Origin of the sequence: Ornithinicoccus hortensis (genome assembly GCF_006716185.1) — a bacterium.
Classification (GTDB): domain Bacteria; phylum Actinomycetota; class Actinomycetes; order Actinomycetales; family Dermatophilaceae; genus Ornithinicoccus; species Ornithinicoccus hortensis.
This window is the reverse complement of record NZ_VFOP01000001.1, coordinates 1,177,437-1,202,782: the sequence shown is the minus strand read 5'-3', so window position 1 is coordinate 1,202,782 and position 25,346 is coordinate 1,177,437. Positions and strand designations below refer to the sequence as shown.

General features: G+C 68.6%; 24 protein-coding genes. 4 read left to right on the top strand and 20 right to left on the bottom strand.

Features of this window, described 5'->3' with window-relative positions; translation table 11 throughout:
• Positions 1–2 precede the first annotated feature (2 nt).
• Genes rpmC through rpsJ form a run of 10 tightly spaced genes read right to left on the bottom strand, consistent with a single transcriptional unit; the run spans position 3 to position 5,424 of the window.
• A complete protein-coding gene (rpmC, locus tag FB467_RS05570; RefSeq protein ID WP_141784215.1) occupies positions 3–278 on the bottom strand; it encodes a 50S ribosomal protein L29 in 276 nt (91 codons plus the stop codon).
• Positions 278–697 (bottom strand): 50S ribosomal protein L16, encoded by a 420-nt coding sequence (gene rplP, locus FB467_RS05565; RefSeq protein WP_141784214.1) that lies wholly within the window; start codon positions 695–697, stop codon positions 278–280. The genes rpmC and rplP overlap by 1 nt, the downstream gene beginning before the upstream one ends.
• Positions 697–1,542 carry a 30S ribosomal protein S3 gene (gene rpsC / locus FB467_RS05560; protein ID WP_141784213.1) on the bottom strand — a complete coding sequence of 282 codons (846 nt, stop codon included), beginning with the start codon at positions 1,540–1,542 and terminating at the stop codon, positions 697–699. Before rpsC ends, rplP begins: the two co-directional genes overlap by 1 nt.
• A complete protein-coding gene (gene rplV / locus FB467_RS05555; protein ID WP_141784212.1) occupies positions 1,542–1,913 on the bottom strand; it encodes a 50S ribosomal protein L22 in 372 nt (123 codons plus the stop codon). The genes rpsC and rplV overlap by 1 nt, the downstream gene beginning before the upstream one ends.
• Before the next feature lie 56 nt (positions 1,914–1,969).
• The gene (gene rpsS, locus FB467_RS05550) at positions 1,970–2,251 is read right to left on the bottom strand and encodes a 30S ribosomal protein S19 (protein ID WP_141784211.1); all 282 of its coding nucleotides are present in this window, start codon (positions 2,249–2,251) and stop codon (positions 1,970–1,972) included.
• Positions 2,252–2,268: 17 nt separating this feature from the next.
• Positions 2,269–3,105, bottom strand: coding sequence for a 50S ribosomal protein L2 (gene rplB / locus FB467_RS05545; protein ID WP_141784210.1), 837 nt, complete (start codon positions 3,103–3,105; stop codon positions 2,269–2,271).
• Positions 3,106–3,142: 37 nt separating this feature from the next.
• Positions 3,143–3,457 carry a 50S ribosomal protein L23 gene (rplW, locus tag FB467_RS05540; protein ID WP_170230577.1) on the bottom strand — a complete coding sequence of 105 codons (315 nt, stop codon included), beginning with the start codon at positions 3,455–3,457 and terminating at the stop codon, positions 3,143–3,145.
• Positions 3,454–4,446, bottom strand: a complete 993-nt coding sequence (rplD, locus tag FB467_RS05535; protein ID WP_141784209.1) for a 50S ribosomal protein L4, sunset domain variant — start codon at positions 4,444–4,446, stop codon at positions 3,454–3,456. Before rplD ends, rplW begins: the two co-directional genes overlap by 4 nt.
• Before the next feature lie 4 nt (positions 4,447–4,450).
• Positions 4,451–5,104: a 50S ribosomal protein L3 gene (gene rplC / locus FB467_RS05530; protein ID WP_141784208.1), complete on the bottom strand. Its 654-nt coding sequence runs from the start codon at positions 5,102–5,104 to the stop codon at positions 4,451–4,453.
• 11 nt (positions 5,105–5,115) lie between these two features.
• Positions 5,116–5,424, bottom strand: a complete 309-nt coding sequence (gene rpsJ, locus FB467_RS05525; RefSeq protein ID WP_006946210.1) for a 30S ribosomal protein S10 — start codon at positions 5,422–5,424, stop codon at positions 5,116–5,118.
• 355 nt (positions 5,425–5,779) lie between these two features.
• Between rpsJ and FB467_RS05520 the strand changes: the two genes are divergently transcribed.
• On the top strand, positions 5,780–6,328 hold the full coding sequence (locus FB467_RS05520) for a DUF2599 domain-containing protein (RefSeq protein WP_141784207.1): 549 nt from the start codon (positions 5,780–5,782) through the stop codon (positions 6,326–6,328).
• A gap of 497 nt (positions 6,329–6,825) precedes the next feature.
• Here FB467_RS05520 and tuf read toward each other — a convergent pair whose 3' ends face one another.
• From tuf to rplJ, 8 genes are all read right to left on the bottom strand, one after another.
• A complete protein-coding gene (gene tuf / locus FB467_RS05515) occupies positions 6,826–8,022 on the bottom strand; it encodes an elongation factor Tu (RefSeq protein ID WP_141784206.1) in 1,197 nt (398 codons plus the stop codon).
• Positions 8,023–8,127: 105 nt separating this feature from the next.
• Entirely contained in the window at positions 8,128–10,230 is a 2,103-nt protein-coding gene (gene fusA, locus FB467_RS05510; protein WP_141784205.1) for an elongation factor G, read from the bottom strand.
• 49 nt (positions 10,231–10,279) lie between these two features.
• Positions 10,280–10,750, bottom strand: a complete 471-nt coding sequence (rpsG, locus tag FB467_RS05505; protein ID WP_141784204.1) for a 30S ribosomal protein S7 — start codon at positions 10,748–10,750, stop codon at positions 10,280–10,282.
• Positions 10,750–11,124 (bottom strand): 30S ribosomal protein S12, encoded by a 375-nt coding sequence (gene rpsL, locus FB467_RS05500; RefSeq protein ID WP_141784203.1) that lies wholly within the window; start codon positions 11,122–11,124, stop codon positions 10,750–10,752. The genes rpsG and rpsL overlap by 1 nt, the downstream gene beginning before the upstream one ends.
• Positions 11,125–11,534: 410 nt before the next feature.
• A complete protein-coding gene (locus tag FB467_RS05495) occupies positions 11,535–15,452 on the bottom strand; it encodes a DNA-directed RNA polymerase subunit beta' (RefSeq protein WP_141784202.1) in 3,918 nt (1,305 codons plus the stop codon).
• Between the two features lie 111 nt (positions 15,453–15,563).
• Positions 15,564–19,049 carry a DNA-directed RNA polymerase subunit beta gene (gene rpoB / locus FB467_RS05490; protein WP_141784201.1) on the bottom strand — a complete coding sequence of 1,162 codons (3,486 nt, stop codon included), beginning with the start codon at positions 19,047–19,049 and terminating at the stop codon, positions 15,564–15,566.
• Positions 19,050–19,489: 440 nt separating this feature from the next.
• On the bottom strand, positions 19,490–19,882 hold the full coding sequence (gene rplL / locus FB467_RS05485; protein ID WP_141784200.1) for a 50S ribosomal protein L7/L12: 393 nt from the start codon (positions 19,880–19,882) through the stop codon (positions 19,490–19,492).
• 63 nt (positions 19,883–19,945) lie between these two features.
• Positions 19,946–20,596: a 50S ribosomal protein L10 gene (gene rplJ, locus FB467_RS05480; protein WP_141784199.1), complete on the bottom strand. Its 651-nt coding sequence runs from the start codon at positions 20,594–20,596 to the stop codon at positions 19,946–19,948.
• Positions 20,597–20,885: 289 nt separating this feature from the next.
• Here rplJ and FB467_RS05475 point away from each other — a divergent pair, with 289 nt between their 5' ends.
• From FB467_RS05475 to FB467_RS05465, 3 genes are read left to right on the top strand one after another with little or no spacing between them, the layout of a single operon-like run.
• A complete protein-coding gene (locus FB467_RS05475) occupies positions 20,886–21,608 on the top strand; it encodes an esterase family protein (RefSeq protein ID WP_141784198.1) in 723 nt (240 codons plus the stop codon).
• Positions 21,609–21,660: 52 nt separating this feature from the next.
• The gene (locus FB467_RS05470; protein ID WP_141784197.1) at positions 21,661–22,857 is read left to right on the top strand and encodes a pyridoxal phosphate-dependent aminotransferase; all 1,197 of its coding nucleotides are present in this window, start codon (positions 21,661–21,663) and stop codon (positions 22,855–22,857) included.
• Positions 22,854–23,813, top strand: coding sequence for a 2-hydroxyacid dehydrogenase (locus tag FB467_RS05465; RefSeq protein WP_141784196.1), 960 nt, complete (start codon positions 22,854–22,856; stop codon positions 23,811–23,813). Before FB467_RS05470 ends, FB467_RS05465 begins: the two co-directional genes overlap by 4 nt.
• Before the next feature lie 271 nt (positions 23,814–24,084).
• On the opposite strand, the gene rplA is transcribed toward FB467_RS05465, so the two are convergent.
• A complete protein-coding gene (gene rplA, locus FB467_RS05460) occupies positions 24,085–24,798 on the bottom strand; it encodes a 50S ribosomal protein L1 (RefSeq protein ID WP_141784195.1) in 714 nt (237 codons plus the stop codon).
• Between the two features lie 115 nt (positions 24,799–24,913).
• Complete coding sequence (rplK, locus tag FB467_RS05455) at positions 24,914–25,345, bottom strand: 50S ribosomal protein L11 (protein ID WP_141784194.1); 432 nt, start codon at positions 25,343–25,345, stop codon at positions 24,914–24,916.
• Between the last annotated feature and the right edge of the window lies 1 nt (position 25,346).

Genomic DNA, 25,346 nt, shown 5'->3' with positions numbered 1-25,346 from the left:
AGTCAGCCAACCTTCTCGGTCGTGGTGTCGTTCGTGTCTTCAGCCTGCTCGGCCGCGTCCCGACCGATGCCGAGCTCGCGCTCCCGCATCTCGGTGTAGATCCGGGCGATGTCCTTGCGGACCGCACGGAGCCGGCCGTGGCTCTCCAGCTGGCCGGTGGCCGTCTGGAAGCGCAGGTTGAACAGCTCCTTCTTGGCCTCGGCCAGGGCGTCCGCCAGCGGCTCGTCCTCGAGACCACGCAGCTGCTCGGGCGTCAGGTTCTTGCTCCCGAAAGCCATCAGTTGTCACCACCTTCACGCGCGACGAAGCGGCACTTCATCGGCAACTTGTGCATCGCCAGGCGCATCGCCTCGCGGGCCGTCTCCTCGGTGACTCCGGAGAGCTCGAACATGACACGGCCCGGCTTCACGTTGGCGACCCACCACTCGGGCGAGCCCTTACCGGAACCCATCCGGGTCTCGGCCGGCTTCTTGGTCAGCGGGCGGTCCGGGTAGATGTTGATCCAGACCTTTCCGCCACGCTTGATGTAACGGGTCATCGCGATACGGGCGGACTCGATCTGCCGGTTCGTGACGTAGGCGGGCTCCAGGGCCTGGATGCCGTAGTCACCGAACGCGATCGCGGTCCCACCCTTGGCAACACCGGTCCGCTTCGGGTGGTGCTGCTTGCGGTGCTTGACTCGACGGGGAATCAACATCAGGACTGCTCTCCCTCACTGCTGGCCGGGGTGGCCTCGGCGGCCGGGGCCTCCGGGGCTGCCGCGGTCGGCTGCTGGGCGTCGCTGCGCTCGCCACCACGACGGTCGCCACGCTCACCGCGGCGGCCACGGTTCGGGCGGTCGCCGTCCCGGCGGGGACGACCCGGGCGCGACGGGGCCGCGGCCTGCTCGCGGGCGAGCTCCTTGGCGGTCAGGTCACCCTTGTAGATCCACACCTTGACGCCGATCCGGCCGAAGGTGGTGCGGGCCTCGTAGAAGCCGTAGTCGATGTTCGCGCGGAGCGTGTGCAGCGGCACCCGACCCTCGCGGTAGAACTCCGAGCGCGACATCTCGGCGCCGCCGAGACGACCGGAGCACTGGATCCGGATGCCCTTGGCACCGGCCCGCAGCGCGGTCTGCATACCCTTGCGCATCGCCCGGCGGAAGGTCACGCGGGCAGCGAGCTGCTCGGCGATGCCCTGGGCGACGAGCTGGGCGTCGACCTCGGGGTTCTTTACCTCGAGGATGTTCAGCTGCACCTGCTTGCCGGTGAGCTTCTCCAGCTCACCGCGGATGCGGTCGGCCTCCGCGCCGCGGCGGCCGATGACGATGCCCGGCCGGGCGGTGTGGATGTCGACGCGGACCCGGTCGCGGGTGCGCTCGATCTCGACCTTGGAGATGCCGGCCCGGTCCATGCCGGTCGACATCAGCTCGCGGATCGCCACGTCTTCCTTGACGTAGTCGCGGTAACGCTGACCCTCCTTGGTGGAGTCGGCGAACCAGCGGCTCACGTGGTCGGTGGTAATGCCCAGGCGGTAGCCGTACGGGTTGATCTTCTGCCCCATCAGCGGGCACCTCCCTTGACCTGCTCGGTCTGTCCGACCAGCACGGTGATGTGACTGGTGCGCTTGAGGATCCGGCTCGCCCGACCCTGCGCCCGCGGACGGAACCGCTTCATGGTCGGCCCCTCGTCCACGAACGCGGCCTTGACCACGAGCTGACGCTCGTCGAAGGCGGTCGCGGTCTGGTCGGCCTGGAACCGGGCGTTCGCGATCGCGCTGTTCAGCACCTTCAGGATCGGCTCGCTGGCCGACTGGGGGGCGAACTGCAGCATCGCCTTGGCCTCCTCGGCCTGCTTGCCACGGATCAGGTCCACGACGCGGCGGGCCTTCTGGGGCGTGACACGGACGAACCGCGCCTGCGCCTTGGCTTCCATCGCTGTCCCTTTGCTTTCGTTCGTACTCATCGTTGTCCGGTCCGAAGTCGCCGCGGTCAGCGGCGACGTGCCTTCCGGTCGTCCTTCTCGTGACCCTTGAAGGTCCGGGTCGGAGCAAACTCACCCAGCTTGTGGCCGACCATCGACTCGGTCACGAAGACCGGGACGTGCTTGCGGCCGTCGTGCACGGCCAACGTGTGGCCGAGCATGTCGGGGGTGATCATCGACCGGCGGGACCAGGTCTTGATGACGGTCTTGGTGCCGGCTTCGTTCTGCGCATCCACCTTCTTGACTAGGTGGTCGTCCACGAAGGGACCCTTCTTCAGACTGCGAGGCATCGTCTATCTGCTCCTACTCAGCGCTTCTTGCCGGTCTTGCGGCGACGCACGATGAGCTTGTCGCTGGGCTTGTTCGGACGGCGGGTGCGGCCCTCCGGCTGGCCCCACGGGCTCACCGGGTGACGGCCACCGGAGGTCTTACCCTCACCACCACCGTGCGGGTGGTCGACCGGGTTCATGACGACACCACGGACGGTCGGGCGCTTGCCCTTCCACCGCATACGGCCGGCCTTGCCCCAGTTGATGTTGGACTGCTCGGCGTTGCCGACCTCACCGATGGTGGCGCGGCACCGGGCGTCCACGTTGCGGATCTCGCCCGAGGGCATCCGCAACTGGGCGTAGGCGCCTTCCTTGGCCACCAGCTGCACCCGGGTGCCGGCGGAGCGGGCGATCCGGGCCCCGCCGCCGGGCTTGAGCTCGACGGCGTGGATGACGGTACCGACCGGGATGTTGCGCAGCGGCAGGTTGTTGCCGGGCTTGATGTCCGCGGCCGGGCCCTGCTCGATCGGGTCGCCCTGCTTCAGCCGGTTCGGCGCGATGATGTAGCGCTTCGTGCCGTCGGCGTAGTGCAGCAGCGCGATCCGCGCGGTGCGGTTCGGGTCGTACTCGATGTGCGCGACCTTCGCGGGCACGCCGTCCTTGTCGGCGCGACGGAAGTCGATCACGCGGTAGGCCCGCTTGTGGCCACCACCGATGTGACGGGTGGTGATCCGGCCGGAGGCGTTGCGGCCGCCGGACTTGGTGAGCGGACGGACCAGCGACTTCTCCGGCGTGGAGCGGGTCACCTCGACAAAGTCGGCCACGCTGGAGCCGCGACGGCCCGGCGTAGTCGGCTTGTACTTACGGATAGCCATGTAGGTATTCCTCGGTTCTTAAGTCTCGACTACCGGCTCAGAGGGTGCCGAAGATGTCGATGCTGCCTTCGCGGAGAGTCACGATGGCGCGCTTGGTGTCCTTGCGCTTGCCGACCCCGAAGCGGGTGCGGCGCGCCTTGCCCTTGCGGTTCATCGTGTGGACCGACGAGACCTTGACGCCGAAGATGTCCTCCACGGCCTTCTTGATCTCCGTCTTGTTGCAACGGGGGTCCACCAGGAAGGTGTACTTGCCCTGGTCCAGCAGCGCGTACGACTTCTCGGACACGACGGGTGCGATCAGCACGTCGCGCGGGTCCTTCGTGGTCTGGGCTGCGTTGATCTCGGTGCTCACTTGGCGTCCTCCTCGGTGGCGGTGCCCAGCTCGGCACCGGTGTCCGCGCCCTGGGCGGCAGCGCCACCCGCGGGCTCGAAGCCGGCGGCCGCGGCAGCCTCGGCGGTGCGGAACCACACCTCGGCCTCGGTCGCGTCGTACCAGCGGGACCCCTCGACGTGGTACTTCATCGAGTCCTTGTTGCCCTTGACGGTGAAGCCCTCGGGGGCCGAACCGTCCTCGGTCGCCGGCGCGGAGTCCGCACCGAAGCCACCGTCGGTCGCCTCGACCTGCGGGGCCTCCTGCTGCGCCTCGGGGGCGGCCTCGACCTCGGCGGTCTCGACCTGCACCTCGGCGGCGGGCGCCTCGGCGGCGGCCGGCGCCTTGGCGCGGCCCTCGATGAAGGCGCTCAGCGCGGACTGGGTGAAGACCACGTCGTCGGCGCAGAGCACGTCGTAGGTGTTGAGCTGGTCGACGAACAGCACGTGCACGTCGCTCAGGTTCCGCAGGCTCTTCAGCGAGACCTCGTCCGCACGGTCGACCACGACCAGCAGGTTCGGCCGCTCGGTGAGCGCGGACAGCGCGGTCCAGGCGGTCTTGGTGGACGGGGCGTCGCCCTCGACCACGGAGGACAGCACGTGGATCCGGCCGTTGCGGGCCCGGTCGGACAGGGCACCGCGCAGGGCGGCGGCCTTCATCTTCTTGGGCGTGCGCTGGGCGTAGTCGCGCGGCTGCGGGCCGTGGACGGTGCCACCGCCGGCGAACTGCGGCGCGCGGACCGAACCCTGGCGGGCGCGGCCGGTGCCCTTCTGGCGGTACGGCTTGCGCCCACCGCCGCGGACCTCGCCGCGGGTCTTGGTGGCGTGCGTGCCCTGACGGGCGGCCGCCAGCTGGGCCACGACGACCTGGTGGATCAGCGGCACGTTGGTCTGCACGTCGAACAGCTCGGCGGGCAGCTCCACGGTGCCGGCGCTCCCGCCGGTCGGGGTGTTGATGGTGATCGTCGTCATGACGTCAGGCCCCCTTCGCCGCCGTGCGGACCAGGACGACGCTGCCACGGGGGCCGGGAACGGCGCCCTTGATCAGCAGCAGGCCCTTGTCAGCGTCCACGGCGTGGATCGTCAGGTTCTGGGTGGTGTGGCGCACGCCGCCCATGCGTCCGGCCATCCGCATGCCCTTGAAGACCCGACCCGGGGTGGAGGCCCCGCCGATCGAACCGGGCTTGCGGTGGTTGCGGTGCGCACCGTGGGAGGAGCTGACGCCGTGGAAGCCGTGACGCTTCATGACGCCGGCGAAGCCCTTGCCCTTGCTGGTGCCGGTCACGTCGACCGTCTGGCCACCCTCGAAGGTCTCGGCGGTGAGCTCCTGGCCCACGGCATACTCGCCCGCGTCGCTGGTGCGCACCTCGACGAGGTGACGGCGCGGGGTGACCCCGGCCTTGTCGAAGTGGCCCTTCATCGGCTTGTTGACCTTGCGCGGGTCGATCGCGCCGAAGGCGATCTGGATCGCGTTGTAGCCGTCCGCCTCGGCGCGCACCTGGGTGACGACGCACGGGCCGGCCTTGATCACGGTCACGGGGACCAGGCGGTTGTCGGCATCCCAGACCTGGGTCATGCCGAGCTTCTCGCCGAGGACGCCCTTGACGCTGCGTTCAGTAGTAGCAGTCATTGCTGGTGCCCTTAGAGCTTGATCTCGATGTTGACGTCAGCCGGCAGGTCGAGACGCATCAACGAGTCGACCGCCTTGGGGGTCGGGTCGACGATGTCGATGAGGCGCTTGTGGGTGCGCATCTCGAAGTGCTCGCGGCTGTCCTTGTACTTGTGGGGCGACCGGATGACGCAGAAGACATTCTTCTCCGTCGGCAACGGCACCGGGCCGACCACGGTCGCGCCGGCACGGGTCACCGTGTCGACAATCTTGCGCGCCGAGCTGTCGATGACCTCGTGGTCATACGACTTCAGCCGGATGCGGATCTTCTGTCCCGCCATCGCTTGTCTGACTCTCTCTCGTCGTTCAACTTCGGGTGCCGGCCTCCCTCGAGCCCGACCCCCGCGGTCGGGCGTGTCGCCCTGTCCGCAGGCACGCACCCGTGATCGAAACCGCTGGGGCGTGATGTCCGAGCCCGACGGTCAACCGTCGGGGCTTGCGCTGCCACCGCCCGTCCGGGTGAGATCCGGCCGTTCCAGATGGCTGGCGGCGCCGACATGGGTCAGCACCGCGCGTCAAGCAACCTGTCTATAGTGCCACGCCGGGGGCGACCTACCCAAATCCGGGCGGTCCCCCATCGTGTGATCCGCCCCACCCTGCCCGATCTCCCGGCTCGGCGGCGGCACAATGGCGCTCATGCGACGGATGGGGAACGCCCGCGGGCGGCGGCAGTGTCCGCCGCTGCTCGTGCTTGGTTTGTCCGCCGCCGTCCTTGCCGGCTGCTCCGCTGCCGGTCCGGATCCGTCACCTGGCACCGGCAGCGCCCCGGACGCCGCCGCCACCTCGACCGCCCCGGACGGTGCCGCCACCTCGACCGCGCCGAGCGGCTCGGCCCCGGAGGACGCCAGCGACACGACGGCGGGCGGCTGCACCGAGGCGAGCGACCTGATCGACTCGGCCACGTGGATCGAGGTCGACGGCCAGAGCTCGCTGGAGATCGTGCCCACCCAGGAGCTGCGGGACTGTCGCTCCCTGGCCGGTCCGGACGCCGGGTGGTCCGACCTGCTGGACGCCGTCCCCGATGCCGACTCCCCCGGCATGCGGGACCAGCACCTGTGTCACGTCCGGTTCGCCCCGTTCAAGGACGTGTGGCACATTGAGCCCTGGCGCCCGGTGGTGTCGGAGTCCGCGATGGCGCTGGCCGCCTGTAACCCCGGCGGGCCGGACCCGGACCTGGTCCCCTGAGCGGTCACGGGTCGGCTGGCCGCCCGCACCGCTGCTGTCCCGACCCGAGATCACCGCCGCGGATCCGCTGGAGCCAGCTGTCGGCATACGAAGGGCGCGCGGCAGCGCTGGGTCCACGCCGGTCCCCCCTGTCGTGCCCGGACCTCCCCGACGGTCTCAGGACGCAGCTTCACCCCGGAACCTGGCGCTTTCGACCGGGAAGCTTCTCCTACGAAGCACAGGATTCTCGGGTAACCCGATAATCCTGCAGTGCGACGGCGACCCTCAGGCGACGGCCACGGCCCGGACCCCACTACGCCCTCCGGCAGGAGCTTCACCCCGGAACCTGGCGCTATCGACCGGGAAGCTTCTCCTACGAAGCACAGGATTCTCGGGTAACCCGATAATCCTGCAGGGCGACGGCGACCCTCAGGGGACGGCGAAGGGCCCGGACCGTAGTGGTCCGGGCCCTTCGTGCAGAGCGTGGTCGCTCCGGGTCGCCCCCGAGGGGGCTCAGATCACTTGATGATCTTGGTGACCCGGCCGGCGCCGACGGTGCGGCCGCCCTCGCGGATGGCGAACTTCAGGCCGTCCTCCATGGCGATCGGCTGGATCAGCTCGACCTTCATCTCGGTGTTGTCACCGGGCATGACCATCTCGGTGCCCTCGGGCAGGTCGACGACACCGGTGACGTCCGTGGTCCGGAAGTAGAACTGCGGACGGTAGTTGTCGTAGAACGGCGTGTGACGGCCACCCTCGTCCTTGGACAGGATGTAGACGTTGCCCTCGAACTCGGTGTGCGGGGTGATCGAGCCCGGCTTGCAGATGACCTGGCCGCGCTCCACCTCCTCGCGCTTGGTGCCACGGAGCAGCAGGCCGACGTTCTCACCGGCGCGGCCCTCGTCGAGCAGCTTGCGGAACATCTCGATGCCGGTGACGGTGGTCTTGGCCGGCGGGCCCTCGTGGATGCCGACGATCTCGATCTCCTCGTTGACCTTGAGGACACCGCGCTCGATACGACCGGTGACGACGGTGCCACGACCGGTGATCGTGAACACGTCCTCCACGGGCATCAGGAACGGCTTGTCGATGTCGCGCTCCGGCTCCGGGATGTACTCGTCGACCGCGGTCATCAGCTCGATGATCTTGGCGCCCCACTCGGCGTCGCCCTCGAGCGCCTTCAGCGCCGAGACCTGGACGACCGGCAGGTCGTCGCCCGGGAACTCGTAGGAGGACAGCAGCTCGCGGACCTCCATCTCGACGAGCTCCATGATCTCCTCGTCGTCGACCATGTCGGACTTGTTCAGGGCCACGACGATGTAGGGAACGCCGACCTGGCGGGCCAGGAGGACGTGCTCCTTGGTCTGCGGCATCGGGCCGTCGGTCGCGGCGACCACCAGGATCGCGCCGTCCATCTGGGCGGCACCGGTGATCATGTTCTTCACGTAGTCCGCGTGACCGGGGCAGTCAACGTGGGCGTAGTGCCGCTGCTCGGTCTGGTACTCGATGTGCGAGATCGAGATCGTGATGCCGCGCTGCTTCTCTTCGGGCGCCTTGTCGATCGCGTCGAACGGGGACGCCTCGTTGAGGTCCGGGTACGTGTCGTGCAGGACCTTGGAGATCGCAGCCGTCAGCGTCGTCTTGCCGTGGTCGATGTGACCGATCGTGCCGATGTTGACGTGCGGCTTACTCCGCTCGAACTTAGCCTTCGCCACTGGGGTCCTCCTCAGGACTGGTTGTGCGTATCGTCACTGGCTTTGGACGTGACGATGTCTGGTGGATGTTGGTCTGCTTCGTACCGCAGGGAGAGAGTCTAACGCTCACTCACCACGGATTTTCTTGATGATCTCCTCGGCGACGTTCCGGGGAACCTCGGCGTAGGAATCGAACTGCATCGTGTAGTTGGCGCGACCCTGGGTCTTGGACCGGAGGTCCCCAACGTACCCGAACATCTCCGACAGCGGCACGGTCGCCCGAACCACCTTGGCGCCGCTGATGTCCTCCATGGCCTGGATCTGACCACGGCGGGAGTTGATGTCGCCGATGACGTCGCCCATGTACTCCTCGGGCGTACGCACCTCGACGGCCATCATCGGCTCGAGCAGGACCGGGTCCGCCTTGCGGACGGCCTCCTTGAGCACCATCGAGCCCGCGATCTTGAACGCCATCTCCGAGGAGTCGACGTCGTGGTAGGCACCATCGACCAGGGTCGCCTTGATGCCCACCAGCGGGTAGCCGGCCAGGACGCCGAGCTGCATGGCCTCCTGGATGCCGTGGTCGACGCTGGGGATGTACTCCCGCGGGATACGACCACCGGTCACCGCGTTGTCGAACTCGTACAGCTCACCCTCGGCGGTGTCCAGCGGCTCGAAGGTGACCTGCACCTTCGCGAACTGCCCGGAACCACCGGTCTGCTTCTTGTGGGTGTAGTCGTACTTCTCGACCGTGCGACGGATCGTCTCGCGGTAGGCCACCTGCGGCGCACCGACGTTGGCCTCGACCTTGAACTCCCGGCGCATCCGGTCGACCAGGATGTCCAGGTGGAGCTCGCCCATCCCGCCGATGACGGTCTGGCCGGTCTCCTCGTCCTGACGGACGGTGAAGGTCGGGTCCTCCTGCGCCAGCTTCTGGATCGCGGTGGACAGCTTCTCCTGGTCGCCCTTGGTCTTCGGCTCGATCGCCACGTGGATGACCGGCTCCGGGAAGGTCATCGACTCCAGAATGATCGGCTGGTTCAGGTCGCTCAGCGTGTCACCGGTGGTCGTGTCCTTCAGGCCGATCACGGCGTAGATGTGACCGGCGTGGGCCACATCGACCGGGTTCTCCTTGTTGGCGTGCATCTGGAACAGCTTGCCCAGCCGCTCCTTCTTGCCCTTGGTCGCGTTGAGCACCGGCTGGCCGGCGCTGATCTGACCCGAGTAGACCCGGATGTAGGTCAGCGTCCCGAAGAACGGGTGCGTCGCGATCTTGAACGCCAGCGCGGAGAACGGCGCGGTCTCGTCCGCCGGACGAGTGATGACCTCCTCCTCGTCACCCGGCTTGTGACCCTCGGTCGGGGGCACGTCCATCGGGCTGGGCAGGTAGTCCAGGACAGCGTCCAGCAGCGGCTGGACACCCTTGTTCTTGAACGCCGTGCCGCAGAAGACGGGGTTGACCTCGCCGGCCAGGGTCAGGGCGCGCACGCCCGCCTTGATCTCGTCCTCGGTCAACTCCTCGCCGCCCAGGTACTTCTCGAGCAGTTCCTCGTCGGCCTCGGCGACCTTCTCGATCAGCTCGTTGCGGTACTGCTCGGCCTTGGCCTGCAGGTCCGCCGGGATGTCCTCGAGCTCGTAGTCCTCGCCCAGCTTGGTCTCACCGTGCCAGGTGAGCGCCTTCATCCGGATCAGGTCCACGACGCCGATGAAGTCGGCCTCGGCACCGATCGGCAGCTGCATCACGAGCGGGGTCGCGCCGAGGCGGTCGACCATGGTCTGCACCGAGAAGTAGAAGTCGGCGCCCATCTTGTCCATCTTGTTGATGAAGCACATGCGGGGCACGCCGTACTTGTCGGCCTGGCGCCACACCGTCTCCGACTGCGGCTCCACACCTTCCTTGCCGTCGAACACGGCCACGGCACCGTCCAGGACACGCAGGTTGCGCTCCACCTCGACGGTGAAGTCCACGTGCCCGGGCGTGTCGATCAGGTTGATCTGGTAGCCCTTCCAGAAGCTGGTGACGGCCGCGGAGGTGATCGTGATCCCCCGCTCCTTCTCCTGCTCCATCCAGTCGGTCGTCGACGCACCGTCGTGGGTCTCGCCCATCTTGTGCTTGACGCCGGTGTAGAACAGGATGCGCTCGGTCGTCGTGGTCTTGCCGGCATCGATGTGCGCCATGATGCCGATGTTGCGGACCTTCGTGAGGTCTGTCAGAACGTCCTGTGCCACAGTTTCTCTTCCCTAGCGTTACGTGCGGATACGGGGTCCGGGGACCGGGTCACCAGCGGTAGTGCGCGAAGGCCTTGTTGGCCTCGGCCATCTTGTGGGTGTCCTCGCGGCGCTTGACCGCTGCTCCCAGACCGTTGCTGGCGTCGAGGATCTCGTTCATCAGACGCTCGGTCATGGTCTTCTCCCGACGCTGCCGGGAGTAGCCGACCAACCAGCGCAGCGACAGGGTCGTGGCGCGGTTGCCCTTGACCTCGATCGGCACCTGGTAGGTGGCGCCACCGACGCGGCGGCTCTTCACCTCAAGGGCCGGCTTGACGTTGTCCAGGGCCCGCTTGAGCGTGGCCACCGGGTCGGTGCCGGTCTTGGCGCGGCAGCCCTCGAGGGCGCCGTAGACGATGGTCTCGGCGACGGACTTCTTGCCGTCGACCAGGATCTTGTTGACCAGCTGGGTCACCAGGGTCGACCCGTAGACCGGGTCGGCCATCAGGGGGCGCTTCGGAGCGGGGCCCTTACGAGGCATTACTTCTTCTCCTTCTTCGCGCCGTAGCGGGAGCGGGCCTGGTTGCGGCCCTTGACGCCCTGGGTGTCCAGGGACCCGCGGATGATCTTGTAGCGCACGCCGGGGAGGTCCTTGACCCGCCCACCACGCACGAGCACGATCGAGTGCTCCTGCAGGTTGTGGCCGACGCCCGGGATGTATGCCGTGACCTCGATGCCGCTGGTCAGCTTCACGCGAGCGACCTTGCGCAGGGCAGAGTTCGGCTTCTTCGGGGTGGTGGTGTAGACGCGGGTGCAGACACCGCGGCGCTGGGGGTTCCCCTTCAGGGCGGGACTGTTGGTCTTCTTGACCTTGTCCTGCCGCCCCTTGCGGACCAGCTGGTTGATTGTGGGCACTGATTCTCCGTCAGTCGATGTTGTCCGCGCTCCCCGCCATCACTGGTGGGTTACGCTCCTTGGTGTAGCCGACCCGGCCACCGTCCGTGATGGACGAGAGACGGTCCGACGCTCTCCCCTGCACTTCCCGGCCGATTCCCCGCAGCACTCTCCCAGGGTGGGAGAGGTGGTGGGTCCGGCCGGACTGCCCGGCGAGAGGGGTTGTCACCCCGGCAGCTTGGCCGACGAAGTGACGACGGCATGCGACAGCGCCGCACACACGGAGGACCACGATACCGGCACCGGTCGGCCGCGGCCAAATCGACGCCGGCCGCGCCCGGGGCACCGGGGGCCGGTATGCCGAAGGGCGGGTATGCCGGGGAGTGACCCCACGGCATACCCGCCCGTCCGTCAACGGATCCGGTCCCGGATCAGTAGCGGTCGTCCCCGAGCGACAGGTCGTCCAGGCGGACGGCCTCGCGCGAGCCCTCGCCGAAGGTCGCCGGGTAGTCGAAGTTCTCGTACTCCGGCACGGCGTAGGCGGCCGCCTTGGCCTCCTCCGTGGGCTCCACGGTGAGGTTGCGGTAGCGCGGCAGGCCGGTGCCCGCCGGGATCAGCTTGCCCAGGATGACGTTCTCCTTCAGGCCCAGCAGCGGGTCCGACTTGGCCTGCATGGCCGCCTCGGTGAGCACCCGGGTGGTCTCCTGGAAGGAGGCCGCGGACAGCCACGAGTCGGTGGCCAGCGAGGCCTTCGTGATGCCCATCAGCTCCGGACGTCCCGAGGCCGGCTTGCCGCCCTCGGCGAACACCCGACGGTTCTCGGTCTCAAACCGGCCACGCTCCACCAGCTCGCCGGGCAGCACCGCCGCCTCGCCGGCCTCGATGATCGTGATCCGGCGCAGCATCTGCCGCACGATGACCTCGATGTGCTTGTCGTGGATCGACACACCCTGCTGGCGGTAGACCTTCTGGACCTCGTCCACCAGGTGCATCTGCGTCTGGCGCGGGCCCAGGATGCGCAGCACCTGCTTGGGGTCGATCGCACCGACCACGAGCTGGGTGCCGACCCCGACGTGCTGGCCGTCCTGCACCAGCAGCCGGGCGCGCTTGCTGACCGGGTAGGCGTGCTCCTCGGAGCCGTCGTCCGGGACCAGCAGGATCCGGCGGGCCTTGTCGGTCTCCTCGATCTGCACCCGGCCGTCGGCCTCGGCGATCGGGGCGACCGCCTTGGGGGTGCGGGCCTCGAACAGCTCGACCACACGCGGCAGACCCTGGGTGATGTCGTCACCGGCCACACCACCGGTGTGGAAGGTCCGCATCGTCAGCTGGGTGCCGGGCTCACCGATCGACTGGGCCGCGACGATCCCGACGGCCTCGCCGATGTCGACCAGCTTGCCGCTGGCCAGCGAACGGCCGTAGCACTTGGCGCAGGTACCCACGAGGGACTCGCAGGTCAGGACCGAACGGACCTTGACCTCCTCGACCCCGGCGGCCACCAGGGCGTCGATGACCACGTCACCCAGGTCCATGCCCGCCTCGGCGAGCGTGGTGCCCTCGTGCACGACGTCCTCGGCGAGGGTGCGCGCGTAGACCGAGGTCTCCACGTCGTCGTGCTCGCGCAGGCCGGACTCGGTCCGGACGGCGATCGGCATGGTCAGGCCGCGGTCGGTGCCGCAGTCGTCCTCGCGGATGATCACGTCCTGGCTGACGTCCACCAGACGACGGGTCAGGTAACCCGAGTCGGCGGTCCGCAGCGCGGTGTCCGCCAGACCCTTCCGGGCACCGTGCGTGGAGATGAAGAACTCCACCACGGACAGGCCCTCACGGAAGTTGGACTTGATCGGACGCGGGATGATCTCACCCTGCGGGTTGGCCATCAGGCCACGCATGCCGGCCAGCTGACGCAGCTGGAACCAGTTGCCACGGGCGCCGGAGGTGACCATCTTGTAGATGGTCGAGTCCTTCGGCATCGAGTTCTCCAGCTCCTTGGCGACCTCGTTGGTGGCCTGGGTCCAGATCTCGATGAGCTCCTGGCGCCGCTCGTCCTCGGTGATCAGACCGCGCTCGTACTGGGTCTGCACCTTGGCGTCCTTGGCCTCGTAGCCCTCCAGGATCTCGCCCTTGCGGTCCGGCGTCATGACGTCGGAGATGGCCACCGTGGTGCCCGAGCGGGTCGCCCAGTAGAACCCGGTGTCCTTCAGGCTGTCCAGGGACGCCGCGACCTCGACCTTGGAGTAGCGCTCGGCCAGGTCGTTGACGATGCCGGAGAGCCGCTTCTTGTCCACCACGTCGTTGACGTAGGGGTAGTTCAGCGGCAGGGCGTCGTTGAAGATCGCCCGCCCCAGCGTGGTCGTCAGGGTGAACTCGGCGGCGATGCCGTCCTCGCTGACCTCCGCGCCCTCGGGGAGCTCGTGGCCGGGCGGGACCGCGGTGCCGGTGACCCGCAGCGAGATCGGGGTGCCGATCTTGATGGTGCCGGCGTCGAAGGCCATCCGGGCCTCGGCGACGGAGGTGAAGGAGCGCAGGTGCTCTCCGCCGTCCTCGTCGACGATCAGGTCGTCGGCCCCGCTGACGCTGTCGCTGGTCAGGTGGAACAGGCCGATGATCATGTCCTGGGTGGGCATGGTCACCGGGCGACCGTCCGCCGGCTTCAGGATGTTGTTGCTGGACAGCATCAGGATCCGCGCCTCGGCCTGGGCCTCGGCGGACAGCGGCAGGTGGACCGCCATCTGGTCACCGTCGAAGTCGGCGTTGAACGCGGTGCAGACCAACGGGTGGATCTGGATGGCCTTGCCCTCGACCAGCTGCGGCTCGAACGCCTGGATGCCCAGACGGTGCAGCGTGGGCGCACGGTTCAGCATCACCGGGTGGTCGGTGATGACCTCTTCGAGGACGTCCCACACCACGGAACGGCCGCGCTCGACCATCCGCTTGGCGGACTTGATGTTCTGGGCGTGGTCCAGGTCGACCAGCCGCTTCATCACGAACGGCTTGAACAGCTCCAGCGCCATCTGCTTGGGCAGGCCGCACTGGTGCAGCCGCAGCTGCGGACCGACCACGATGACCGAACGGCCCGAGTAGTCCACGCGCTTGCCCAGCAGGTTCTGCCGGAACCGGCCCTGCTTGCCCTTGAGCATGTCGGACAGCGACTTCAACGGCCGGTTGCCCGGGCCGGTCACGGCGCGGCCGCGGCGGCCGTTGTCGAAGAGGCTGTCGACGGCCTCCTGCAGCATCCGCTTCTCGTTGTTGACGATGATCTCCGGGGCGCCCAGGTCCAACAGCCGCTTCAGGCGGTTGTTCCGGTTGATGACGCGGCGGTAGAGGTCGTTCAGGTCCGAGGTCGCGAAGCGGCCACCGTCCAGCTGCACCATCGGGCGCAGGTCCGGCGGGATGACCGGCACGCAGTCCAGCACCATCCCGGCCGGGTTGTTGGCCGTGGACAGGAAGGAGGTGACGACCTTGAGCCGCTTGATGGCGCGGGTCTTCTTCTGGCCCTTCCCGGTGGCGATGATCTCGCGCAGCGAGTCGGCCTCGGCCTCCAGGTCGAAGGTCTCCAGGCGCTTCTGCAGCGCGGCCGCGCCCATCCCGCCCTCGAAGTACATGCCGAACCGGTCCCGCATCTCGCGGTACAGGATCTCGTCACCCTCCAGGTCCTGGACCTTGAGGTTCTTGAACCGGTCCCAGACCTGCTCCAGGCGCTCGATCTGCTGGTCGGCGCGGCGGCGGATCTGGTTCATCTCCCGCTCGGCACCGTCGCGCACCTTGCGCTTGGCGTCGGCCTTGGCGCCCTCCGCCTCCAGCTCGGCCAGGTCGGTCTCGAGCTTCTGCGCGCGGGTCTCCACGTCGGAGTCGCGGCGGTTCTCCAGCTCCTTGCGCTCGGTCTCGATCTGCGCCTCGAGCGAGGGCAGGTCGGCGTGCCGCCCGTCCTCGTCGACGTGCGTGATCATGTAGGCAGCGAAGTAGATGACCTTCTCCAGGTCCTTCGGCGCCAAGTCGAGCAGGTAGCCCAGCCGGCTGGGCACACCCTTGAAGTACCAGATGTGGGTGACGGGCGCGGCCAGCTCGATGTGGCCCATCCGCTCGCGGCGCACCCCGGCGCGGGTCACCTCGACTCCGCAGCGCTCACAGATGATGCCCTTGAAGCGCACCCGCTTGTACTTGCCGCAGTAGCACTCCCAGTCCCGGGTGGGACCGAAGATCTTCTCGCAGAAGAGACCGTCCTTCTCCGGCTTCAGCGTCCGGTAGTTGATGGTCTCGGGCTTCTTCACCTCGCCGTGGCTCCACTTGCGGATGTCCTCCGCAGTGGCCAGGCCGATGCGCAACTCGTCGAAGAAGTTGACGTCCAGCACGTGGATCCTTCTTTCGTGAGAACTCGTGATTCTCAGGTAGTTCGTTAAATCAGGCGGGTATGTCCGGGGTGTGCCCGGCCCGGGTGGGTGCCACCCGGGCCGGGGTCACCGTCAGACTTCCTCGACCGAGCTCGGCTCGCGGCGGGACAGGTCGATGCCCAGCTCCTCCGCGGCACGGAACACTTCCTGGTCGGCGTCGCGCAGGTCGATCTGCGTGCCGTCGCTGGAGAGCACCTCGACGTTCAGGCAGAGCGACTGCATCTCCTTGATGAGCACCTTGAACGACTCGGGGATGCCCGGCTCCGGGACGTTCTCGCCCTTGACGATCGACTCGTAGACCTTGACCCGACCGGTGACGTCGTCGGACTTGATGGTGAGCAGCTCCTGCAGCGCGTAGGCGGCGCCGTACGCCTCCAGGGCCCACACCTCCATCTCACCGAACCGCTGGCCACCGAACTGGGCCTTACCGCCCAGCGGCTGCTGGGTGATCATCGAGTACGGACCCGTGCTGCGGGCGTGGATCTTGTCGTCCACCAGGTGGTGCAGCTTCAGGATGTACATGTAACCCACGGACACCGGCTCCGGGAACGGCTCGCCGGAGCGGCCGTCCAGCAGGCGCGCCTTGCCGGAGGCACCGATCAGCCGGTCACCGTCCCGGGTGGGGAGGGTGGAGTCCAGCAGGCCGGTGATCTCGGACTCGCTCGCGCCGTCGAAGACGGGGCTGGCGACCCGGCTGCCGGGATCGACCTGCAGCAGGTCCTCGGGCAGGTTCTTGGCCCACTCCGCGGCGGCGTCGACGTTCCAGCCCTGGGCCGCGGCCCAGCCCAGGTGCAGCTCGAGCACCTGACCGATGTTCATCCGGCTGGGCACACCCAGCGGGTTGAGCACGATGTCGACCGGGGTGCCATCCTCCAGGAACGGCATGTCCTCGACCGGCAGGATCTTGGAGATGACGCCCTTGTTGCCGTGCCGGCCGGCGAGCTTATCGCCGTCGGTGATCTTGCGCTTGTTGGCCACGTAGACGCGGACCAGCTGGTTCACGCCGGGGGCCAGCTCGTCGCCGTCCTCGCGGTCGAAGACCTTGACCCCGATGACCGTGCCGGTCTCACCGTGCGGGACCTTCATCGAGGTGTCCCGCACCTCGCGGGCCTTCTCGCCGAAGATGGCGCGCAGCAGCCGCTCCTCCGGAGTCAGCTCGGTCTCACCCTTGGGGGTGACCTTGCCGACCAGGAGGTCGCCGTCGCGGACCTCGGCGCCGATCCGGATGATGCCGCGCTCGTCCAGGTCGGCCAGGACCTCGTCGGAGACGTTCGGGATGTCCCGGGTGATCTCCTCCGGACCCAGCTTGGTGTCGCGGGCGTCGATCTCGTGCTCCTCGATGTGGATCGAGGAGAGCACGTCGTCCTGCACCAGACGCTGGCTCAGGATGATCGCGTCCTCGTAGTTGTGGCCCTCCCACGGCATGAACGCCACGAGCAGGTTGCGACCCAGCGCCATCTCGCCGCCGTCGGTGGCGGGACCGTCGGCCAGCAGCGCGCCGGCCTCGACCCGGTCACCGGTGTTGACCCGGACCTGCTGGTTGTAGCAGTTGCCCTGGTTGGACCGGGTGAACTTGGCGATCCGGTAGGACTGGTAGGTGCCGTCGTCGTTGGCCACGGTCAGCAGGTCCGCGGAGACCTCCTGGACCACACCGGCCTTCTCGGCCCGGACCACGTCGCCGGAGTCCATCGCCGCGCGGTACTCCATGCCGGTGCCCACCAGCGGGGCCTCGGCGCGGACCAGCGGCACGGCCTGGCGCTGCATGTTCGCACCCATCAGGGCGCGGTTGGCGTCGTCGTGCTCCAGGAACGGGATCATCGCGGTCGCGGCCGACACCATCTGGCGGGCCGAGACGTCCATGTAGTCCACGTCGGCGTTCGGCACGTCGCCGGCGTCGCCGCCCTTGGTGCGGACCAGGACCCGCTCCTCGGCGAAGGTGCCGTCCTCGTTCAGCGGCGCGTTGGCCTGCGCGATGACGTAGCGGTCCTCCTCGTCGGCGGACAGGTAGTGCACCTCGTCGGTGACCCGGCCGTTCTCCGCCTTGCGGTAGGGGGTCTCGACGAAGCCGAACGGGTTGATCCGGCCGTAGGAGGCCAGCGACCCGATCAGACCGATGTTCGGCCCCTCCGGAGTCTCGATCGGGCACATCCGGCCGTAGTGCGACGGGTGGACGTCACGGACCTCCATGCCGGCCCGGTCACGGGACAGACCACCCGGGCCCAGCGCGGACAGACGACGCTTGTGCGTCAGCCCGGACAGCGGGTTGTTCTGGTCCATGAACTGGGACAGCTGGCTGGTGCCGAAGAACTCTTTGATCGCCGCCACCACGGGACGGATGTTGATCAGGGTCTGCGGGGTGATCGCCTCGACGTCCTGGGTGGTCATCCGCTCCCGGACGACGCGCTCCATCCGGGACAGTCCGGTCCGGACCTGGTTCTGGATGAGCTCACCGACGCTGCGCAGCCGGCGGTTGCCGAAGTGGTCGATGTCGTCGACCTCGACCGGCAGGTCCACCTTCTCGCCCTGGTGGGTCACCGGCAGGGAGGTCTCGCCGGCGTGCAGCGCGACGAGGTAGCGGATCGTGGCGACGATGTCGTCGACCCCGAGGACCGACTCGCTCAGCGGCGCCTCGATGCCCAGCTTCTTGTTGATCTTGTAGCGACCGACCTTGGCCAGGTCGTAGCGCTTGGGGTTGAAGTAGAGGTTGTCCAGCAGGGTCTGGGCGGCCTCCTTGGTCGGCGGCTCGCCCGGACGCAGCTTGCGGTAGATGTCCAGCAGCGCCTCGTCCTGGTCGGCCGTGTGGTCCTTCTCCAGAGTGAGCCGCATCGACTCGTAGTCGCCGAACTCCTCCAGGATCTGGGCCTCGGTCCAACCGAGGGCCTTGAGCAGGACGGTGACCGACTGCTTGCGCTTGCGGTCCACGCGCACGCCGACCATGTCCCGCTTGTCGATCTCGAACTCCAGCCAGGCACCGCGGCTCGGGATCACCTTGGAGGTGTAGACGTCCTTGTCGGAGGTCTTGTCCAGGGAACGCTCGAAGTAGACACCCGGGGAGCGGACGAGCTGGGACACCACGACCCGCTCGGTGCCGTTGATGATGAAGGTGCCGCGGTCGGTCATCAGCGGGAAGTCGCCCATGAAGACCGTCTGGCTCTTGATCTCACCGGTGTTGTTGTTGATGAACTCCGCGGTGACGAAGAGCGGGGCGGAGTAGGTCATGTCCCGCTCCTTGCACTCCTCCAGGGAGTACTTCTGCTCCTCGAAGTGGTGGTCGCGGAAGGACAGCGACATGGAACCCGAGAAGTCCTCGATCGGGGAGATCTCCTCGAAGATCTCCTCCAGACCGGAGCGGTCGGGCACGTCCTCGCGGCCGCCCTCCTGGGCAGCGGCCACCCGGGCCTGCCAGTCCTCGTTGCCGAGCAACCAGTCGAAACTCTCGGTCTGGAGCGCCAGGAGGTCGGGTACCTCCAACGGCTCCCGAATCTTTGCAAAGCTCAAACGGCCAGAAGCCATGAGAGCGGTGGACACAGTCTTCTTCGCAGTGCGCGAGGCAGCCAAGGATGGTCCTTCCACGGGCCTAACAAGCGTGCAGGGTCAGCGGGCCCGACACTCGCTCGGAGACCGTCGTCCGGCGCGTGGGCGCGACGGGATGATCGCACACGCAGCGGCGGTCGACGGTGACAGGACGGGTGAAGGGCAGCGCAAAGCGACAGCATACACGGATCCCCCAGCCCAGTCCAACCGGCCCCTCCAGGCGATGTCCGCGTCCGTGAGCCTCCACGCACACGCGTTGTTGACCAGCAGGATGTCTGGTCGTCGCCGCTGCGTCAAGCCCTCCCCCGGCGTGTCCCCCCTGGCACGCCGTGCGGCCGGCACCTTCGGGCAGGACGCGACGGTGCACGGAGGCGGTGCACACAAAGCAGCTGCGGGCGGGACGGACCGTGGTCCGTCCCGCCCGCAGCGGGGTCATGCAGCCCGGGGCGGTGCCCCGGACGGTGTCACTTCAGGGTGACGGTGGCGCCGGCGCCCTCGAGGGCCTCCTTGGCCTTCTCGGCGGCCTCCTTGTCGGCCTTCTCCAGGACCGGCTTCGGGGCCCCGTCGACCAGGTCCTTGGCCTCCTTCAGGCCGAGGGAGGTCAGCGCGCGGACCTCCTTGATGACCTGGATCTTCTTGTCGCCAGCAGCCTCGAGGATGACGTCGAACTCGTCCTGCTCCTCGGCGGCGGCAGCGGCGTCGCCGCCGCCGGCGGCCGGGGCCGCACCCGCGACGGCAACCGGGGCCGCGGCGGTGACGTTGAAGGTGTCCTCGAACTCCTTGACGAACTCGGACAGCTCGATCAGGGTCATCTCCTTGAACGCGTCAAGGAGCTCGTCAGTGCTCAGCTTCGCCATGGTGGCGTTCCTTCCGTGTGGTGCCGTGAGTGGCGTTGGTGGTTGCGCTGGCGCGGGGTCGCGTCAGCTCTCGTCGCCACCCTCGGCGACGTTGGTGGTGGCCTCCTCGGCCGGTGCGGCAACCTCGTCCGCGGCGGGGGTCTCCGCCTCGGCCTCGGCGGCCTCGGTGCTGGCCGGCGCGGCGTCCGCCACGGGGCCTTCCTGCTCGACCTTCGCCCGCAGCGCGTCGACGGTGCGAGCGGCCTGCGACAGCGGAGCGGCGAACAGGTAGACGGCCTGGCTCAGCGAGGCGTTCATGGCGCCCGCCAGCTTGGCCAACAGCGTCTCGCGCGACTCGAGGTCGGCGAGCTTGGTGATCTCCTCCGGGCTCAACGGCTTGCCGTCGAGGATCCCGGCCTTGATCACCAGGTGGGGGTTTGCCTTGGCAAAGTCACGCAGGCCCTTGGCCGCCTCCACCGGGTCACCGGTGACGAAGGCGATGGCCGTGGGGCCCTGCAGGTGCTCGTCCAGGCCGGCGACGCCGGCCTCGGCGGCAGCCCGCTTGGTGAGCGTGTTCTTCACCACGGCATAGGTCGCGTGCTCGCGGAGCGAGGTGCGGAGCTCGCTGAGCTGCGCCACGGTCAGTCCGCGGTACTCGGTGAGCACGGCCGCACCCGAGTCGCGGAACCGGTCCGTCAACTCGGCGATGGCAGCAGCCTTCTCAGCAGTCGCCATGGGGCCTCCTTCGTCGTGGTGCCGGTTACCCTCCGGGCCACACACGACAAGAGCCCCGGCGCGGGCGCACGGGGCTCGGGCACGCCATACGGCATGCTGCGATACACGTTCACCTGCGCGGGTCGCCCGTCGAGCGGGACCTTCGGCCGGGCGCCTGCGACTCTCGTCGCGGGCACGCCGACAACCGGCGGTCATGGGTATGCCGAAACTGTACCGGTCCACGGGCAACCCGACCAAATCTGGGCCCGGGGGGTGGTGCTGAGCCCCGCAGTCCGGTACGTGTTAGTCCATGAAAGCCGTCGAACGCTGGGTGTCCCCCCGTATGCAGCAGGAGATCTCGTTGGCCCGGTGGGGCCACGGCGGGATCCCGGTGCTCGTCCTGCCGACGGCGGGTGGTGACGCCGAGGAGATCGAGCGACACCACCTGGTGACGCACCTGGGCGATCTCATCGAGTCCGGCGCCATCCGCCTGTTCAGCTGCGACAGCGTCGCCGGCAAGGCGATGACGCTCGGCACCGGCACCGTGCAGTACCGCAACGCCCTGCTCAACCAGTTCCACCAGGCGGTGGCCCACGAGGTGGTGCCGGCGATCCGGGCCGACGCCGGCACCAGCCACTCGGTGATCGTGGCCGGGGCCTCGATCGGCGCGTTCAACTCGGTCGCGCTGATCTGCCGGTTCCCCGAGCTGTTCGGCGCCGCGATCGGGATGTCCGGCACCTACGACGTGGAACGCTTCCTGGGCGGCTACACCGACGACCTGTACTTCTCCTCCCCCACCAAGTTCCTCCCGGGCCTGGAGGGGCCGCAGCTGGAGGTGCTGCGGAAACGCTTCGTCCTGCTGGCCTCGGGCACCGGGGCCTGGGAGAACATCGACGAGTCGTGGCGGATGGCCGGCGTGCTCGGGAAGAAGGGGGTGCCCAACCGGGTCGACGACTGGGGCCCGGAGTTCGAGCACGAGTGGCCCACCTGGTGGGCGATGCTGCCCAAGTACCTCAAGGAGCTGCTGGGCTGACCGGCCCACACCCGCGGCAAAGGCCGCCTCACCGACGACGGAGGAACCTGTCATGACACTCGCCCGACGACTCGAACGGCTCGGCACCGAGACCGCCTTCGCCGTCGCCCTGGCCGCGGCCGACTGGGGCTCCCGCGGCAACACCATCTACCCGTTCCACCTGGGGGACATCAACATCCCGACCGCTCCGCACATCGTCGAGGCGATGAACCGGGCCATCGCCGACGGGAAGACCGGGTACTGCCCGGGCGCCGGCATACCGGAGCTGCGCGAGGCGCTGGCCGAGGACATCGGCGGGCAGCGCGGGATCGAGGTCGACCCCGGCAACGTCGTCGTGATGACCGGTGGCAAGCCGGTGATCACCAAGTTCATCCAGACGGTGATGGACCCGGGGCAGGAGGTGCTCTACCCCAACCCCGGCTTCCCGATCTACGAGTCGCAGATCGAGTACCACGGCGGCACCGCGGTGCCCTACCGCTACCTGCCGACCGAGGACGGCTTCCGGATCGACCTGGACCAGGTGCGCGCCGCGATCACCGACCGGACCGTGGCGATCATCTACAACGACCTGCAGAACCCGATCTCGGCGGAGTCGACCCCCGAGGAGCGGCAGGCGATCGCCGACCTGGCCGTGGAGCACGACCTGTGGGTGCTCTCCGACGAGGCATACTTCGAGATGCGCTACGAGGGCGAGTCCTCCTCGATCGCCGCGCTGCCGGGGATGGCCGAGCGCACCGTGATCCTCTACACGTTCAGCAAGAAGTTCGCGATGACCGGCTCCCGGCTGGGCTGCGCGGTGGCCCCGCCCGAGGTGGCCTCGGTCTTCAGCACCCTGAACACCAACGACGAGTCGTGCACCACGCACTACGTGCAGTGGGCCGGGATCGAGGCGCTGCGCGGCAGCCAGCAGTCGGTGTCGGACATGCTCGGGGTGCTCCGGTCCCGCCGGGACGCCACCTGCGAGCTGGTCAACGCCATCCCCGGCATGTCCGTCGAGGTGCCGCGGTCGACGTTCTACGTCTTCCCGGACGTCACGGAGGCGATGGAGCGGGTCGGCACCGCGGACCTGGGCGACTTCGCCGAGCAGGCGCTGCACGCCACCGGCGTCTCGTTCTGCACCCGGCGACACTTCGGCCGCCCCGTCCCGGGTGAGGACCGGCACTACATCCGGCTGGCCTACTCCGGCATCGACGAATCCGCGATCCGGGAGGGCCTGGGCCGGCTCGGCGAGTGGGTGGAGTCGGCATGAGCCGCGTGGTGGTGACCGGCCGGATCCCGCGGCAGGCCGTCGACTCGCTGGCCGCGGAGCACGACGTGGTCGCGCACGACGAGGAGGACGCCGTCTCCCGGGAGGCGCTCCTGGAGATGGTGCGGGGTGCCGACGCCCTGGTCACGCTGCTCACCGAGTCGGTCGACGCCGAACTGCTCGACGCCGCCGGCCCCCAGCTGAAGGTGGTCGCGAACGTCGCGGTGGGCTACAACAACGTCGACGTGGACGCCTGCCGGGAGCGGGACGTGCTGGTCACCAACACCCCGGACGTGCTCACCGACGCCACCGCCGACACCGCCTTCGGGCTGTTGCTCATGGTGAGCCGCCGGCTGGGTGAGGGCGAGCGGATCATCCGCTCAGGCACGCCCTGGAAGTGGGGCATGTTCTACCTGCTCGGCCAGGGGCTGCAGGGCAAGACGATCGGGATCGTCGGGCTCGGGGGGATCGGCGCGGCGATGGCCCGCCGGGCCCGGGCCTTCGGGATGGACGTCGTCTACCACTCCCGCAGGCCGTGCGCCCCGGAACTGGCCGAGGAGCTGGGCGCCACCCGCCTGGACCTGGCGGAGTTGCTGCGGACCTCGGACGTGGTGTCGCTGCACTGCCCCTACTCCGAGGCCACCCACCACCTGATCGGGGCCGAGCAGCTGGCCCTGATGAAGGACACCGCCTACCTGATCAACTCCGCCCGCGGCCCCATCGTCGACGAGGAGGCCCTGGTGCAGGCGCTGCGGGCCGGCACCATCGCCGGGGCCGGGCTGGACGTCTTCGAGCAGGAGCCCGAGGTGCACGAGGGGCTGCTGGAGCTGGAGAACGTGGCCCTGGCCCCGCACCTGGGCTCGGCCACGGTGGAGACGCGAACCGCCATGGCCCAGCTCGCCGCGGACAACGTGCTGGCCGTGTTGCGCGGAGAGGCGACCCTCACGCCCGTCGGCTGACCCGCACGCCCGTCGGCCGGCCCGGGCAGTGGCGCCATGCAGATTGGGTCATGCACTGTGCGTCGCGGGCCACTCAACCTGCATGACCCAATCTGCATGGCGTGGGAGGCGGGACCGCAGAGCGCGAGGAGTGGCTGGCCGCGCACAACGCGACCTGCCACCGCAGCGACGACATGCGACCGCAGCGACGAAGACGCCCCCGACCGGTCCGGTCGGGGGCGTCCTGGCTGCGGTCCGGCGCCGGGCGCCGGGGCAGGTGGTGCGTCTGGGCTCAGCCCTGGGCCGCCGGGGCGCCCGTGGCGCGGGCGGAGGTGTCCAGCGGGATGCCGGGGCCCATCGTGGTGCTCATCGTCGCCTTGGTGACGTAGCGACCCTTGGACGCCGACGGCTTGAGCCGCAGGATCTCGTCCATGGCGGCGGTGTAGTTGTCCACCAGTGCCGACTCCGCGAAACTCACCTTGCCGATGATGAAGTGCAGGTTCGCGTGCTTGTCGACGCGGAACTCGATCTTGCCGCCCTTGATGTCGGAGACGGCCTTGGCGGTGTCCATCGTGACGGTGCCGGTCTTCGGATTCGGCATCAGGCCACGGGGGCCCAGCACCTTGCCCAGCCGACCGACCTTGCCCATCAGGTCCGGGGTGGCGACGACGGCGTCGAAGTCCAGCCAGCCACCGGAGACCTTCTCGATCATGTCGTCGGAGCCGACATAGTCGGCGCCCGCCTCACGGGCGGCCTCGGCCTTGTCACCGTTGGCGAAGACCAGCACGCGGGCGGTCTTACCGGTGCCGTGCGGCAGGTTGACGGTGCCGCGGACCAGTTGGTCGGCCTTGCGCGGGTCGACGCCCAGCCGCAGCGAGACCTCGACGGTCTCGTCGTACTTGGCGCTCGCGGCGCCCTTGGCGATGCTGATCGCCTCGGCGGGGCTGTAGAACCGGGTGCCGTCGATCTTCTCGGCGGCGGCGCGGTATGCCTTGCTGCGCTTCATGGTTGCTCCTTGCGTTGCGTGGGTGGAGGTGTGGTGAACGGGCCAGCGCAGGCCCTGCCACGGGAGGGGTATGCCGTGCCGCCCCGGTGGGCGGCCGGCAGACCCCGTGCGGGGATCAGCCCTCGACGGTGATCCCCATCGACCGGGCGGTGCCGGCGATGATCTTGGCGGCCTGGTCCACGTCGTGCGCGTTCAGGTCCTGCATCTTGGACTCGGCGATCTCGGTGACCTGGGCCTTGGTCAGCTTGCCGACCTTGGTCTTGTTCGGCTCACCGGAACCCTTGGCGACGCCGGCGGCCTTCTTGATCAGCTCGGCGGCCGGGGGCGTCTTGGTGATGAAGGTGAACGAGCGGTCCTCGTAGACCGTGATCTCGACCGGGATGACGTTGCCACGCTGGCTCTCCGTCGCGGCGTTGTACGCCTTGACGAACTCCATGATGTTGACACCGTGCTGACCCAGCGCGGGACCGACGGGCGGGGCCGGGGTGGCCGCACCGGCCTGGATCTGCAGCTTGATGAAGCCGGAGACCTTCTTCTTGGGGGGCATT